This window comes from Tsukamurella sp. 1534, from assembly GCF_000312385.1.
In the GTDB taxonomy this organism is placed as follows: domain Bacteria; phylum Actinomycetota; class Actinomycetes; order Mycobacteriales; family Mycobacteriaceae; genus Tsukamurella.
This window is the reverse complement of sequence record NZ_HE997627.1, coordinates 598,993-612,663: the sequence shown is the minus strand read 5'-3', so window position 1 is coordinate 612,663 and position 13,671 is coordinate 598,993. Positions and strand designations below refer to the sequence as shown.

General features: G+C 70.9%; 13 protein-coding genes. 7 read left to right on the top strand and 6 right to left on the bottom strand.

The window, feature by feature from the left end:
* Positions 1–42: 42 nt before the first annotated feature.
* The gene (gene hrpA / locus BN39_RS15320; protein WP_019203308.1) at positions 43–3,990 is read right to left on the bottom strand and encodes an ATP-dependent RNA helicase HrpA; all 3,948 of its coding nucleotides are present in this window, start codon (positions 3,988–3,990) and stop codon (positions 43–45) included.
* 19 nt (positions 3,991–4,009) lie between these two features.
* Between hrpA and BN39_RS15315 the strand changes: the two genes are divergently transcribed.
* The 3 genes from BN39_RS15315 to BN39_RS15305 all read left to right on the top strand — a co-directional run bounded on the left by BN39_RS15315 (position 4,010) and on the right by BN39_RS15305 (position 7,366).
* A complete protein-coding gene (locus tag BN39_RS15315) occupies positions 4,010–5,263 on the top strand; it encodes an aspartate aminotransferase family protein (RefSeq protein ID WP_040768069.1) in 1,254 nt (417 codons plus the stop codon).
* A 124-nt stretch (positions 5,264–5,387) separates the two neighbouring features.
* Positions 5,388–5,732 carry a DUF485 domain-containing protein gene (locus BN39_RS15310; protein ID WP_040768453.1) on the top strand — a complete coding sequence of 115 codons (345 nt, stop codon included), beginning with the start codon at positions 5,388–5,390 and terminating at the stop codon, positions 5,730–5,732.
* A complete protein-coding gene (locus tag BN39_RS15305; protein WP_019203305.1) occupies positions 5,729–7,366 on the top strand; it encodes a cation acetate symporter in 1,638 nt (545 codons plus the stop codon). Before BN39_RS15310 ends, BN39_RS15305 begins: the two co-directional genes overlap by 4 nt.
* Positions 7,367–7,423: 57 nt before the next feature.
* On the opposite strand, the gene BN39_RS15300 is transcribed toward BN39_RS15305, so the two are convergent.
* Positions 7,424–8,248: a sigma-70 family RNA polymerase sigma factor gene (locus BN39_RS15300; RefSeq protein ID WP_019203304.1), complete on the bottom strand. Its 825-nt coding sequence runs from the start codon at positions 8,246–8,248 to the stop codon at positions 7,424–7,426.
* An 80-nt stretch (positions 8,249–8,328) separates the two neighbouring features.
* Between BN39_RS15300 and BN39_RS15295 the strand changes: the two genes are divergently transcribed.
* Entirely contained in the window at positions 8,329–8,787 is a 459-nt protein-coding gene (locus BN39_RS15295; RefSeq protein ID WP_019203303.1) for a carboxymuconolactone decarboxylase family protein, read from the top strand.
* Between the two features lies 1 nt (position 8,788).
* Here BN39_RS15295 and BN39_RS15290 read toward each other — a convergent pair whose 3' ends face one another.
* From BN39_RS15290 to BN39_RS15280, 3 genes are all read right to left on the bottom strand, one after another.
* Positions 8,789–9,565: a hypothetical protein gene (locus BN39_RS15290; RefSeq protein ID WP_019203302.1), complete on the bottom strand. Its 777-nt coding sequence runs from the start codon at positions 9,563–9,565 to the stop codon at positions 8,789–8,791.
* Between the two features lie 125 nt (positions 9,566–9,690).
* Positions 9,691–10,218, bottom strand: coding sequence for a carboxymuconolactone decarboxylase family protein (locus BN39_RS15285; protein WP_019203301.1), 528 nt, complete (start codon positions 10,216–10,218; stop codon positions 9,691–9,693).
* A 4-nt stretch (positions 10,219–10,222) separates the two neighbouring features.
* A complete protein-coding gene (locus BN39_RS15280; RefSeq protein ID WP_040768065.1) occupies positions 10,223–10,810 on the bottom strand; it encodes a peroxiredoxin in 588 nt (195 codons plus the stop codon).
* A 124-nt stretch (positions 10,811–10,934) separates the two neighbouring features.
* Here BN39_RS15280 and BN39_RS15275 point away from each other — a divergent pair, with 124 nt between their 5' ends.
* Positions 10,935–11,846 carry a hydrogen peroxide-inducible genes activator gene (locus tag BN39_RS15275; protein ID WP_019203299.1) on the top strand — a complete coding sequence of 304 codons (912 nt, stop codon included), beginning with the start codon at positions 10,935–10,937 and terminating at the stop codon, positions 11,844–11,846.
* 35 nt (positions 11,847–11,881) lie between these two features.
* On the top strand, positions 11,882–12,451 hold the full coding sequence (locus BN39_RS15270) for a cysteine hydrolase family protein (RefSeq protein WP_040768063.1): 570 nt from the start codon (positions 11,882–11,884) through the stop codon (positions 12,449–12,451).
* 4 nt (positions 12,452–12,455) lie between these two features.
* On the opposite strand, the gene BN39_RS15265 is transcribed toward BN39_RS15270, so the two are convergent.
* Positions 12,456–13,193 carry a LysR family substrate-binding domain-containing protein gene (locus BN39_RS15265; RefSeq protein WP_040768449.1) on the bottom strand — a complete coding sequence of 246 codons (738 nt, stop codon included), beginning with the start codon at positions 13,191–13,193 and terminating at the stop codon, positions 12,456–12,458.
* A gap of 53 nt (positions 13,194–13,246) precedes the next feature.
* On the opposite strand from BN39_RS15265, the gene BN39_RS15260 reads away from it, so the two are divergent.
* A complete protein-coding gene (locus BN39_RS15260) occupies positions 13,247–13,633 on the top strand; it encodes a DUF5997 family protein (RefSeq protein ID WP_019203296.1) in 387 nt (128 codons plus the stop codon).
* The last annotated feature ends 38 nt before the right edge of the window (positions 13,634–13,671 follow it).

The following is a 13,671-nucleotide window of genomic DNA, read 5'->3' as shown; positions in this document are numbered from 1 at the left end:
CCCTCGCGGACGGGCGCGTCGCCAGGCCCACGGACGCCCGGCCTACGCCAGTGCGGTGATCGCCGCGAGAACCTTCTTCTCCGAGACCGAACCGGCGGTCCCCAGCGACTGCGCGAACAGGCTGACCCGCAGCTCCTCGATCTGCCAGTGCACCGAGTCCAGGGCGGCGTCGCGGCGGTGCTCGGGCAGCGCATCGAGGCGCGCGGTGAGGGCGCCGTACACCCTGTCCAGCACCGTCAGTCCGCGCGCGTCCCGGTCGACCGCGGCCGGCAGGGCGTTCCACCGGGCCGCGGCGCCCGCCACGTACCGGGGAAGGTGCCGCAGGTGCTCGCCGGGTGTCGCCGCGATGAAGCCGGGGAACAGCAGCGAATCGAGTTGTTCTGCGATGTCGTCCGCGGCGTCCCGCAGCGCCCCCGGCGGGTTCGCGATCGCCCCGCGCACATCGGTCGCCGTCGCGACGGCCTCGGCGACCCACGCCAGGTACTGCTGTTGGGTCTCGCCGAGCCCGGCACGGACCGTGCCCGTGAGTGCGGCGAATTCGGCCGGCGTCCATGCGGTACCGGCCCGCGCGCGGAGATCGGTGATCGCGCGCCGCCGGCAGTCCTCGAGGAGGGCCATCGGGGTCTCGTAGGGGCTCTGCGACAGTGCGAGGCGCTGTTTCTGCGACAGCGACTGGAGCGCCGATTTGTGCGCCGCGGGCAGAGCGTTGGCCAGGAGAACGTCCAGACCGGCCCCCATGAGCCGCGCCTGTTCCGCTTCGCCGGCCACCACCCGCACCCCGGCGCGGTCCGGCGCGCCCTCGGGGAACGGGTACAGCGTGCCGAATCCCGTCACGCGGCTGCCGTGCGCCTCCGTGTCCACCTTCCGCGGCACGTCGCCCAGCGTCTCGGCGGTCCACTCGCGGGCCGGCGTCCTCTCGTAGACCCCGGCGCGGTTCGAGAGATCCTCCTGGACCGCGGCGCCGAGCCGCCGCTTGAGCGCCTCGAGATCCTTGCCGCTGCCGAGTACGCGGCCGTCATCGCCGATCACCACGAACGTGACGCGCAGGTGGTCGGGGAGCGCCTCCGGCGAGAAGTCGTGGGCGCGGATCACGGTGCCGGACAGCTGCGTGAGTTCACGGGCCAGCCCCTCTGCCAACGGCTCCGAACGCGCAGTGAGGCGGGCGAGCGCGGCCGCCGCGAAGTCGGGGGCGGGCACCACCTCGCGGCGGAGCTGCTTGGGCAGGGTCTTGATCAACGACGTGGCGAGTTCCTCCCGCATCGCGGGCACGAGCCACTCGAAGCCGTCCGCGCGGACCGTCGCGAGGTCCTGCACCGGGATGCGCGCGGTCACCCCGTCGTCCGCGGCGCCCGGCTCGAACCGGTACTTCAGCGGTACCTCTATCCGCCCCTGCAACCACGACGTGGGGTAGGCGTCCGCGGTCACGTCGGCGGCGCCGTCCACGAGGAGATCGTCCGCGGTGAGATCGAGTAGCCCGGGATCCGAGCGCGACTCCTTCTTCCACCACGAGTCGAAGTGCCGCGCCGACACGATGCCCTCGGGAACACGGCGGTCGTAGAACGCGAACAGCGCGTCCTCGTCGACCACGATGTCGCGCCGGCGGGCCTTGTCCTCCAGGTACTCGGCGTCGTCGAGCAGCGCGCGGTTGCGCGCGAAGAACGCGTGGCGGGTGCGCCATTCGCCCTGCACGAGGGCGTGACGCAGGAACAACTCGCGGGCCACCACGGGATCGATCCGGCCGTAGTTCACGGTGCGGTCCGCCACCAGCGGCACCCCGAACAGGGTGACCCGCTCCTTCGCCAGCACCGCCTCGCGCTTGGTGGACCAGTGCGGCTCGGAGTACTGGTGCTTCGCGAGGGGCCCGGCCAGCTTCTCCGCCCACTCCGGCTCGATCTTCGCGACCGTCCGCGCGAACAGCCGCGACGTCTCCACCAACTCGCCCGCCATGACGAAACGCGGCGGCTTGCGGTACAGCGCGGACGCGGGGAACACGAGGAACTTCGCGTTGCGCGCGCCGAGGAACTCCTTGCCATCGGTCTCGCGGAGTCCGATCTGCGAGAGCAGGCCGGACAGCAGTGCTTGATGGATCAGGTCGGGCGACGGTGCCGGCTCCCGGCCCAGGGAGTCGAGCTTCCACCCCATGTCGCGGCAGATCTGCCGGAGCTGGCCGTGCAGGTCCTGCCACTCCCGGATCCGCACGTAGTGCAGGAACTCGCGCTGGCACTCGCGGCGGAAGGCGCTCGAGCTCAACTCGGCTCGGCGGTCGCCGAGGTGCCGCCACAGATTGAGGTAGGAGAGGAAGTCCGAAGTGGGATCGGCGAACCGCGCGTGCTTCTCGTCGGCTGCCTGCCGGTGTTCGGAGGGCCGCTCCCGGACGTCCTGGATGGACATGCCCGCCACGATCACGAGGACCTCGGGCAGGGCGCCGAACTCCTTCGCGGCCACCAGCATCCGGGCCATCCGCGGATCCACCGGGAGGTCCGCGAGCTGCCGCCCGACCGGCGTGAGCCGCTTGTGCCCGACGTGGGCGTCCTCCAACGCGCCGAGTTCCTCGAGGAGCGCGACTCCGTCCCGCACCGCGCGCTCGTCCGGCGGCTGGACGAACGGGAACGCGGACACCTCACCGAGATCCAGCGCGGTCATCGACAGCACCACCGAGGCGAGGTTCGTCCGCAGGATTTCGGGATCGGTGTACACGGGACGCGCGTCGAAATCGTCCTCGGAGTACAGGCGGATCGCGACACCGTCGGACGTGCGGCCGCAGCGCCCCGACCGCTGCTGCGCGGACGCCTGCGAGACGGGTTCGATCGGGAGGCGCTGCACCTTGGTGCGCAGCGAGTACCGCGAGATGCGGGCCGTACCCGTGTCCACCACGTACTTGATCCCCGGGACCGTGAGGGAGGTCTCGGCGACGTTGGTGGACAGCACGATCCGCCGCCCGGCGTGCGGGGCGAACACCCGGTGCTGCTCCGCTGCCGAGAGCCGCGCGTACAGCGGCAGGATCTCCGTTCCCGGGCGGACCCGGGAGGCGAGTGCCTCGGCGGCGTCCCGGATCTCGCGCTCGCCGGACAGGAACACGAGAACGTCGCCGGGCGCCTCCCGGGACAGCTCGTCGACGGCGTGGCAGATGCCGGTCACCTGATCGGCCGGATCGTCCCCGTCGTCGGTGAGCTCGTCCAGCGGCCGGTACCGGATCTCCACCGGGTACGTGCGCCCGGAGACCTCGATGACGGGGGCCGGCGCACCGTCGGGCGACGCGAAGTGCGCGGCGAACCGTTCCGGCTCGATGGTCGCCGACGTGACGATCACCTTGAGATCCGGCCTGCGGGGCAGGATCTGCTTGAGATAGCCGAGGATGAAGTCGATGTTGAGACTGCGTTCGTGCGCCTCGTCGATGATGACCGTGTCGTAGTCGCGCAGCAGGCGGTCGCGGGTGAGCTCGCGCAGCAGGATGCCGTCGGTCATGAGCTTGACCGACGTGGCGGGGGAGACCCGGTCCGTGAACCGCACCGCGTAGCCGACGGCCTCGCGCAGCTCGGTGTGCGTCTCCTCGGCGATGCGCTCGGCCACGCTCCGCGCGGCGAGCCGGCGGGGCTGGGTGTGGCCGATCATTCCGCGCACGCCGCGGCCCAGTTCGAGGCAGATCTTGGGCAGCTGGGTGGTCTTGCCCGAGCCCGTCTCACCGGCGAGGATCACCACCTGGTTCTCGGCGATCGCCTTCGCGATCTCGTCGCGCCGCGCGCTGACCGGAAGGTTCTCGGGGTAGGTGACGGTGGGCACGGCGTCCCGTCGGGTCGCGTACCGTTCCCGCGCCGCCGCCACCTCGCGGGCGAGGCGTTCGAGATCACCGGGCTTGGCGCGCTTGATCTTCCCGCGGAGCCGGGTCTCGTCGCGGAGGGTGACCGCGGGCTCGCCATCCGTGCCGAGCGCCGCGTGGAGGTCGCGTTTGGTGGGCGCACCGGTGCCCGCCCCTGTCGCTCGCTTCGTCATTTGTTCTAGTTTATCCATCATGAGCGCACAGGGACCCACGACCTCATCGGCACTCTGGCACGGCTTCGCGGACATGGGCGCGGTCGAGCAGAACGGAGCCTTCGTCTACTCGAGGGGCGAAGGCGCCCACGTCTTCGACACGGACGGCAACCGCTACCTCGACGCGACCGCGGGGCTGTGGTTCGCCAACATCGGCCACGGCCGCGCCGAGGTCGCCGACGCGGTGCGCGAGCAGCTGCTCAAGGTGGCGCACGTGACGGGGTTCGGCGACTCCGCGACCGACACCACGGTGGCGCTCGCGAACCGCCTGCAGGGGATCGCGCCGGTGCCCGACAGCAAGATCTTCTTCACCTCCGGCGGTTCCGATTCGGTGGACTCGGCGATCAAGCTCGCCCGGCGGTACTGGCAGGAGAAGGGCCGGCCGGAGAAGAAGCTGATCGTCGGCCGCGCGAACGCCTATCACGGCATGCACGTGGGCGGCACCAGCCTGGGCGGCATCCCCGTCAACGCCGAGGGCTACGGCGGGGTCCTCTTCGACGACACCGCGACCATCGGCTGGGACGACGCCAAGGCGCTGCTCGGCCTCATCGAGCGGGTCGGTGCCGATTCGATCGCCGCGTTCGTCGCCGAGCCCGTGATCGGCGCGGGCGGCCTCCTGCCGCCGCCCGAGGGCTACCTGCGCGAGGTGCGCGACATCTGCCGCGAGCACGACGTGCTGTTCATCGCCGACGAGGTGGTCACGGGCTTCGGCCGGATCGGTGGCGCCTGGTTCGCATCGAGCAGGTTCGACCTGCAGCCCGATCTCATGACCACCGCGAAGGGGCTCACGAGTGGCTACGTCCCGATGGGCGCCCTGTTCGTGGCGCCGTGGATCGCCGAGCCCTTCTTCTCCGGCGGCGTGTGGTGGCGGCACGGCTACACCTACGGCGGGCACGCCGCGGCCGCCGCGGCGTCCATGGCGGTGCTCGACGTGATGGAGCGGGAGAACCTCGTCGACGAGGCGCTGCGGCTGCAGGACACGCTGTTGCGAGAGCTGTCCACGCTCGCCGATCACCCGAAGGTCAAGGAGGTGCGCGGTGGCGTCGGCGCCGTCGCCGGCGTGCAGCTGCACGAGCCCGCGGAGGCCATGGCGATGGTGAAGAAGCTACGCGCCGAAGGTATCTCGGGACGCGCGGCCGGGCTCGGCACGCTGCAGTACTCGCCGTCCTTCGTCATGACCGACGAGCAGGTCGCCGAGATCGCGGCGGGTACGCGGCGCGCGCTCGACGCCTGATCGGTGACCGCCGGGCGCCGCTGGTCACGGCGCCGCGCCCGGCGGGGTTGCACGGGGTTGCAACCGGCTCTTTTGTGGCCGATTCAATCCCCTTTACGCTGTGAGCCGTGACACACTGCGCGGTGTGAATGAAGAGGATACGGCCGCGGTCTATCAACGCGCCTACGACAGCGAGGAATTCCACGAGCTGCGCAGTCGGCTGGCGAGATTCGTCATCCCCGTCTCTGTGGCATTCCTGACCTGGTATCTGGCCTACGTCCTGTTGGCCACCTACGCGCACGACTTCATGTCGACCAAGCTGTGGGGCAACATCAACGTGGCCCTCGTGATCGGACTGGCGCAGTTCGTGACGACGTTCGGCATCACCTGGGCGTACGTGCGTTTCGCCAACACCAAGGTCGATCCCATCGCCACCGATCTGCGTGAGCACATCGAGGGCGAGCTCAAGGACGTGGAGGGCGACAAGTGAGCGCATTCCTGGCGTGGGAACCCGATCGCGTCGAGGTCGGCCAGCAGGTCGGCTCGCCCACCCTCAACATCATCATCTTCCTGATCTTCATCGGCGTCACGATGGGCCTCGTCATCAAGGCCAGCAGGACCACCAAGAAGGCCACCGACTTCTACACCGGCGGCGCCTCGTTCTCCGGCCCGCAGAACGGGTTCGCCATCGCCGGCGACTACCTGTCGGCGGCCAGCTTCCTCGGGATCTGCGGAGCGATCGCGGTCTCCGGTTACGACGGATTCCTCTACTCGATCGGTTTCCTCGTCGCGTGGCTCGTGGCCCTGCTGCTGGTGGCCGAGCGGCTGCGCAACACGGGCAAGTTCACGATGGCCGACGTGCTGAGCTTCCGCCTGCAGCAGCGCCCCGTGCGCATGGCGGCGGCGCTCGCCACGCTCGCGGTGTCGCTGTTCTACCTGATCGCCCAGATGGCCGGCGCGGGCGGCCTGGTCGCCCTGCTGCTCAACATCAAGGGAACCACCGGGCAGGCCGTCGTCGTGGCCGTGGTCGGCATCCTGATGATCCTGTACGTCCTCGTCGGCGGCATGAAGGGCACCACCTACGTGCAGATGGTCAAGGCCGTGCTGTTGATCTTCGGCGCCCTGCTGATGTCGCTCATGGTGATGGTCGCGGTGAAGGGCAACTTCTCCGAGCTGCTGGCCAAGGCCATCGAGGGCAGCCCCAAGGCGGGGGAGAAGCTGATCGAGCCGGGCCTGAAGTACGGCAAGACCGAGACCAGCAAGCTCGACTTCATCTCGCTCGCGCTGGCCCTGGTGCTGGGCACCGCCGGCCTGCCGCACGTGCTCATGCGGTTCTACACGGTGCCCACCGCCAAGGAGGCGCGTCGCTCCGTCACCTGGGCGATCGGCCTGATCGGCGCCTTCTACCTGTTCACGCTCGTGCTGGGCTTCGGTGCCGCCGCCTACGTGGGGCCCGACGTCATCGCCAAGGCCCCCGGCGGCGTGAACTCCGCCGCGCCGATGCTCGCGTTCGCCCTCGGCGGGGAGATCATGATGGGCGTCATCTCCGCGGTCGCGTTCGCCACGATCCTCGCGGTGGTGGCGGGCCTCGCGATCACCGCGTCGGCGAGCCTCGCGCACGACATCTACAACGGCGTGATCAAGCACGGCCGGGCCAGCGCCGAATCCCAGGTGAAGGTCTCCCGGATCACCGTGGTGGTGCTCGGCATCATCTCGATCGTCCTGGGCATCGGCGCCATGGGGCAGAACATCGCCTTCCTGGTGGCCCTCGCGTTCGCCGTCGCGGCGTCGGCCAACCTGCCGACGATCCTGTTCTCGCTGTTCTGGCGCAAGTTCAACACCACCGGCGCGTTGTGGTCGATGTACGGCGGCCTGGGCACCGCGATCATCCTGATCATCTTCTCGCCGGCGGTGTCCGGGAAGTCGACCTCGATGATCAAATCGGCCGACTTCGCGTGGTGGCCGCTGGAGAATCCGGGCCTGGTGTCGATCCCCGTCGGATTCGGCCTGGCGGTCCTCGGCACCTTCCTCGGCAAGCCCGACGACAACATGAAGGACAAGGCGGTCGAGATGGAGGTCCGCTCGCTCACCGGCGTCGGTGTCGAGAAGGCGATCGACCACTAGCCCCGAACGACGGTGCCCGCCCCCGGATCTCCGGAGGCGGGCACCGTCGTTTCCGGGTCAGAGCGGGACGACCTCGCTCCCGGCCACCTCCTCGGTGCGGAGGGTGACGTCCAGGCCGGCGATGCGGCCCTCGGCGGTGAAGGTCACGTCCCCGAGCAGCAGGTAGTCGGTCGCGCCGGGCAGCCGCACGGTGTATCCGAGCAGTCCGTCCACCAGGGCGACGAGCGCGGTCTTCGCCTTGAACAGGAAGGCCTCCGCGATGGCGGGCGCCCCCGTCAGGACCGTCGACGGCGCACCGTCGGTGTGGGTCCGGAACACGGCGTCGGGGTCGAGCAGGTCGACGAGCGCGGTGAAGTCCCCGTCCCGGGAGGCCGCGAGGAAGGCCCGCACGGCGTCGGCGCGCGCCGCGTCCGGGCGCGGCACGCCGGACACCCTGCGGCGGGCGCGGCTCGCGAGCTGGCGGGTGGCGGCGGGGGTCTTGCCGAGGACCGCCGCGACGTCGTCGAAGGGCACGGCGAACACGTCGTGCAGGACGAAGGCGACGCGCTCGGCCGGCGCCAGGTCGTCGAGGACCGCGCCCATCGCGGCGCCCACCGACTCCGCGAGCTGTGCGTGCTCATCCGGCCCCGGTGCGGGATCGGGCCTGTCCACGCCGTCGAGCGGCGCGGTATCGCGGCGGGCACGCAGGCGGTCCAGGCAGATCCTGGAGACCACGGTGGTCAGCCAGGCGGCCGGGTTGTCGACGGTGCCGCCGTCGTCCGCCCGGTCCGCGCGGAGCCAGGCCTCCTGCACGGCGTCCTCCGCGTCGGCCCGGGACCCGAGCATCCGGGTGGCCACCGCGATCAGGCGCGGGCGGGCCGATTCGAACTCGTCGATATCCATGTGTCACATCCTCCGTCGTCGATCCGTCAGATGTGTGACGGGGCGAGCGCCCCGGATGTGACGAACACGAGGAGTAGATCATGACCGCACGGATGACGAACCCCGCGATGGCCCTGCCCGGGGCGATGCAGGCGCTGCTGAAGGTGAGCGAGGCGGTGACCGCGACGGGCCTGTCGCCGGAACTGGTGGAACTGGTGAACATGCGGGCGAGCCAGCTCAACGGGTGCAGCACGTGTCTCGACGGGCATTGGCGGATGGCGCGCAAGCTCGGCGCCTCCGACGAGCGTCTGTTCGCCGTCGGGGCGTGGCGGCACACGCCGTACTTCTCCGACGCGGAGCGGATCGCGCTGGAGATGACGGAGCAGCTCACCCGGCTGTCGGACGAGCCCGACGCCGTGCCGGACGCGCTGTGGGACGCGGCGGCCGACGAGTTCGCCGCGGATCAGCTCGCCGCCCTGGTCCTCGCGATCGCGCAGATCAACCTGTGGAACCGGCTCAACCACGCCACCCGGCAGCAGGCGGGTGCCTGGCGGCCGTGAGTCAGGGGAGGACGTGGCCCGCGGCCCAGCCGAGCACGCCGGCGAGGACCGCGGCGCCGATGCTCGTGACGATCGAGTAGAGGCACCCCGTGCCGCCGCTCACCCGGGTGTCCGGCGCGGGCTCGGGAGGCAGGGACCCGGGCGGCACCGGCGTGAACGACGGGGGCTCGTCGGGGGCGGCGGGGTCGCGCATCCACGGCGCGACGGTGTCCTCCGACGGTCCGTGCTCGTCGTGCTGCCGGCGCCACAGCGGGGCTGGTTCGACGAGCAGGTAGAGCAGTACCCCGACCTGGCCGATGACGAACATCCAGAACCACGCCCACCGGTTGCCCCAGCGCGGGCGGGAGGAGAGCATCGCGAGGAACGTCGCGAGCCAGGTCAGGCCGAGCAGTGTGCCGAACCACGCGGGGGCCTCGAACGGCCACGCGATGACGATCGTGTTCTCGTCGTCGTCCTCCTGGGCGACGCGCACCCCGCGATCCCTCATGAGGGTCGTGAAGTCCGCGAGCGGCACCGGATTCCCTTCGACGACGGGGCCCCGTCGCCATTGGAACGGCCCGGTCGACCACACCGCGATCCATGCGGTCGGCCCCGAGACGTCGCCGGTGGACGACGATTCCTCCAGGACGATCAGCTCGACGGCACCGCGGTCGAGATCGCGGGCGAAGTCCTCGTACTGGACCGACCGGGGCTGTGAGGCCGTTGCGGCGGAGGCGAAACCCGTGAAGAGGACGAGAAGCGCGAGGCACCGGAGCACCGTGAGCGCGGTCGTTCGCATGTCCTCAGGTTCGTGGGGCCGCGCCGAATCGTTACGTGTACGGAAAACGACGCCCGCCCCGGGGTGAGCCGGGGCGGGCGTCGTTTCGTCGCGTCCGCGGGGTGATCGCGGAGGATCTGCCGTGGTTACGCCAGGGTCTCGCCGGCGAAGACGGCCTGCGCCACACCCTGCACGGTGGCGGCGACCTTGACGGCCTCGAAGACCTGCTCCTTGGTCAGCCCGGCCTGGCGAACCACCTCGTCGTGGGCGCCCACGCAGTGTTCGCAGCCGTTGATGGCGGAGACCGCCAGGCTCCACAGCTCGAAATCGGCCTTGTCGACGCCGGGGTTGCCGATGATGTTCATCCGCAGGCCCATGCGCACCTGCGCGTAGTCCGAGCCGAGGAAGCCCTTCGCGCGGTAGGCCACGTTGTTCATGCCCATCACCGACGCGGCACCGAGGGCGGCGTTGTACGCCTCGGCCGACAGGGTGTCCGCGGCCTCCTCGGAGATCTCCTTGAGCACGGTGGCGTTGCGGGTGGCGGCCGCCGAGGCGAGGAACGTGCCCCACAGCTGCTGCTCGTTCAGCTCGGTCGAGCGGGCCAGGGAGCTCAGGTTGAGCTTGAGGTCCTTGGCGTACTCGGGGACCGCGTTCTTGAGGTTGTCGATCGACATGTGTTTAGACGCTCTCCTTCAGCAGCTCGCCCGCGTCGAGGGTGGGGTCGCCCTTCTTCCAGTTGCAGGCGCACAGCTCGTCGGACTGCAGGGCGTCCAGCACGCGCAGCACCTCGTCGACGTTGCGGCCCACGGAACCGGCGGTGACGGAGACGAACTGGATCTCGTTGTTCGGGTCCACGATGAACGTGGCGCGGTCCGCGACGCCGTCGGCGTTGAGGACGCCGGTGGCCTCGGCCAGCTCGCGCTTGAGGTCCGAGAGCATCGGGAAGGGGAGGGTCTTGAGGTCCTCGTGCTGGGCGCGCCACTGGAAGTGCACGAACTCGTTGTCCACCGAGGCACCCAGGACCTGCGCGTCGCGGTCCGCGAACTCCTCGTTGAGCTTGCCGAACGCGGCGATCTCGGTCGGGCACACGAAGGTGAAGTCCTTGGGCCAGAAGAAGACGATCTTCCACTTGCCGGCGTAGTCGTCGCTGGTGACCGTGGTGAAGTAGTCGTCGGGCTGCTGCGCGTCGACCTTCGACAGGTCGCCGCCGATGACGGCGGTGAGGTTGAACGCGGGGAACTGATCGCCGATCGTCAAGAGGGGCACGGTGACTCCTTCATTCGTTGCAAGCGCCCGATGTGTGCGGGCTCGTCGTCTTTTCGGTACGAGTGTGCCGAGCGAATGACATCGTTGTAAAGAAATCGTGATCAATGGCACTACACTGATAGGCATGTCCGATCAGCCTTATCAGCCGACCCTCGCGCAGCTGCGCGCGTTCGTCGCCGTCGCCCGCTCCCGGCACTTCGGGACCGCCGCAGCGAAGCTCGGCGTCAGCCAGCCGTCGTTGTCGCAGGCCCTGTCGTCCCTCGAGGCGGGGCTCGGCGTGCAGCTGGTGGAGCGCAGCACCCGCAAGGTCCTCATCACCGAGGCGGGAACCGCTCTGCTGGAACAGGCTTCGGGCATCGTGTCCTCCGCGGCCGAGCTGGTGAGCTCCGCGGCGGGACTCACCGGAGAACTGCGCGGGAACCTGCGCCTGGGGATGATCCCCACCGTCGCGCCCTACCGGTTGCCGGGCCTGCTCCCGCGGCTGCGGGCGGACGTCCCGGACCTCGCCGTCACCGTCGTCGAGGACCAGACGGCCCGGCTGCTCGAGGCCCTGCGCGCCGGCCGGATCGACGTGGCCATGCTCGCGCTGCCCGCGCTCTCCTCGGGCCTGGGTGAGATCCCGCTGTACGACGAGGATTTCGTGCTCGTCGTGCCGCCGGACCACCCGCTGGCCGGCCGCGACGACCTCGCCGCCGACGACCTCACCGGGCTGCCGCTGCTCCTCCTGGACGAGGGGCACTGCCTTCGCGATCAGGCGCTCGACCTGTGCCGCCAGGCCGAGTCCGGCGTCGACGTCATCGGCGACACCCGGGCGGCGTCGCTCGCGACCATCGTGCAATGCGTCTCCGGCGGCCTCGGCGTCACCCTGCTGCCCGAGCCGGCGGTCTCCGTCGAGCTGCGGGGCACCGATCTCGCCACGGCCCGGTTCGCGGCTCCGGCGCCGGGCCGCAGGATCGGCCTGGTCTACCGCGGTTCGAGCGCCAAGACGGAGGGCTTCGCGAAGCTCGCGGAGATCGCCCGCGCCGCGGCCGGATGACGCCGCCCCCGGTCGCCGGGCGTTAGCCTGGGCGCATGGCCACCGAACGTTCCGTATTGCTCCTCATGGACTTCCAGCACGGCATCGTGCAGGGCGCCGAGCGATCGGGTGCCGCGGCCGTCGCCTCGGCGGCGAGGGCGCTGAGCGCCGCGCGCGATAGGGGTGTCCCGGTCGTGCACGTGCGGGTCGCGTTCCGGCCCGAGTATCCCGAGATCGCGCCGAGCAATCTGGCGCTGTCGTCCATCCTCGACGGCGGCGACTCCATGACCGAGGCGTCGCCGCTCACCGCGATCGTCCTCGACGTGGCGCCGCTCCCCGGGGAGCCCGTCGTGGTCAAGCGGCGGTTCGGGGCGTTCAGCGGCAGCGACCTCGACGTGGTGCTGCGCGGGCTGCGCGCCGAGCGGCTGGTGCTCGCCGGCATCGCCACCAGCGGCGTGGTCCTGTCGACCGTGCGCCACGCCGCTGACCTGGACTACCGGCTCACCGTGTTGTTCGACGCCTGCGCCGACCACGATCCCGAGGTGCACCGGGTGCTCATGCGCAAGGTGTTCCCGCGCCAGGCGCAGGTGAGCACCGTCGACGAGTGGATCGGTGCGCAGGACTGACCCTTCAGCGCCGGCCGCGCCGCGGGCCGCCGCCTGTGCGTCGCCCCGGTTTCGGCGGCGCGGCCTTCTTCCCCGCCGCCGCGCGGGCGGCCTGTTTGGCGAGCGTCTTCTCCCGCGCGGTGCGCTTGGGTGCGGGGTCGGCCGCGCCCCGCGAGGAGCCCTCGCGGCGGCCGCGCACGATCCCGATGAACTCCTCCACGTCCGCACGCCGATCGCCCTCGCGGAACGCGAGGGCGACGGGGGAGGGCGGCGCGTCGGTGATCGGCCGGTAGGTGAGGTCCTTGCGGTGGTACAGCCGCGCGAGGGACTGCGGCACCACGAGCAGCCCGAGCCCCGTGGCGACGAGTTCCACTGCGTCCTCGGTGGTCTCGGGGCGGTGCTCGATGGGAGTGCCGGGCGGGTCCGCCCAGTGCAGCGCGTCGTCGAGGGGTACCAGGACGGGTTCGTCGGCGAGGTCCGCGGCGGTCAGCTCGTCCGCGGCGGTGACGACGTGGTCCTTCGGGGCGACGGCCACCGTCGTCTCCTCGTAGAGCGGGATGACGGCGAGCCCGGACGTCCGGGCGGGCAACCGCAGCAGGGCGAGGTCGACGGCGCCCGCGCGCAGCGCGTCCGCCGCCTCCGCCGCCGCGACCGGGCGCAGCTCCAGCGGCACTCCCGGCCGGCGCTCGGCCCATGTGCGGGCCCACTTGGCGGGCGTCGCGCCGGGGACGTACGCCAGCCGCAACGCGGGCGGGGCCGGCAGGTCCGGCGCGGGCGGAGAGGTCACGGCCTGAGACTACCGATAGGCTGGGGTGCATGAGCAGGCAGAACGCGCAGTCCATGAAACCCGCGACCGCGGCGAAGAAGCTGGACGTGTATCTGCCCGCCACGCCCTCCGAGTTCCAGGAGAACCCGACCACGCGGGACGAGCTGGCGGCGCTGCAGTCCGATCCGCCGCAGTGGCTCCGCGATCTTCGCAAGAACGGCCCGCACCCGAAGAACCTCGTCGCCGCGAAGCTCGGTGTCTCCATCTCCGGCCTGGGACGCGGCGGCATCACCGAGGCGCTCACCACCGAGCAGATCGACGCGCTGCTCGCCGAGGCGCCCGAGTGGCTGACCACCGAGCGCGCGAGTTATCAGGCTGTGCTGCGCGAGGAGCGCCGCGTCAAGTCCCTGCACGCGGAGCGCGACCGCGGCGCGTAGTCCTCGCCCCCTGCCCCGCACCGTATCCGGCGCAATTC

What these genes read in the sequence shown, in the direction of transcription:
- BN39_RS15275 (WP_019203299.1), top strand. Translation starts at nt 10,935, where the DNA reads ATGTCCGATCAGCCTTATCAGCCGACCCTCGCGCAGCTGCGCGCGTTC.
- BN39_RS15260 (WP_019203296.1), top strand. Translation starts at nt 13,247, where the DNA reads ATGAGCAGGCAGAACGCGCAGTCCATGAAACCCGCGACCGCGGCGAAG.
- BN39_RS15300 (WP_019203304.1), bottom strand. Translation starts at nt 8,248, where the DNA reads ATGGATATCGACGAGTTCGAATCGGCCCGCCCGCGCCTGATCGCGGTG.
- BN39_RS15290 (WP_019203302.1), bottom strand. Translation starts at nt 9,565, where the DNA reads ATGCGAACGACCGCGCTCACGGTGCTCCGGTGCCTCGCGCTTCTCGTC.
- hrpA (WP_019203308.1), bottom strand. Translation starts at nt 3,990, where the DNA reads ATGACGAAGCGAGCGACAGGGGCGGGCACCGGTGCGCCCACCAAACGC.
- BN39_RS15285 (WP_019203301.1), bottom strand. Translation starts at nt 10,218, where the DNA reads ATGTCGATCGACAACCTCAAGAACGCGGTCCCCGAGTACGCCAAGGAC.
- BN39_RS15270 (WP_040768063.1), top strand. Translation starts at nt 11,882, where the DNA reads ATGGCCACCGAACGTTCCGTATTGCTCCTCATGGACTTCCAGCACGGC.
- BN39_RS15315 (WP_040768069.1), top strand. Translation starts at nt 4,010, where the DNA reads ATGAGCGCACAGGGACCCACGACCTCATCGGCACTCTGGCACGGCTTC.
- BN39_RS15295 (WP_019203303.1), top strand. Translation starts at nt 8,329, where the DNA reads ATGACCGCACGGATGACGAACCCCGCGATGGCCCTGCCCGGGGCGATG.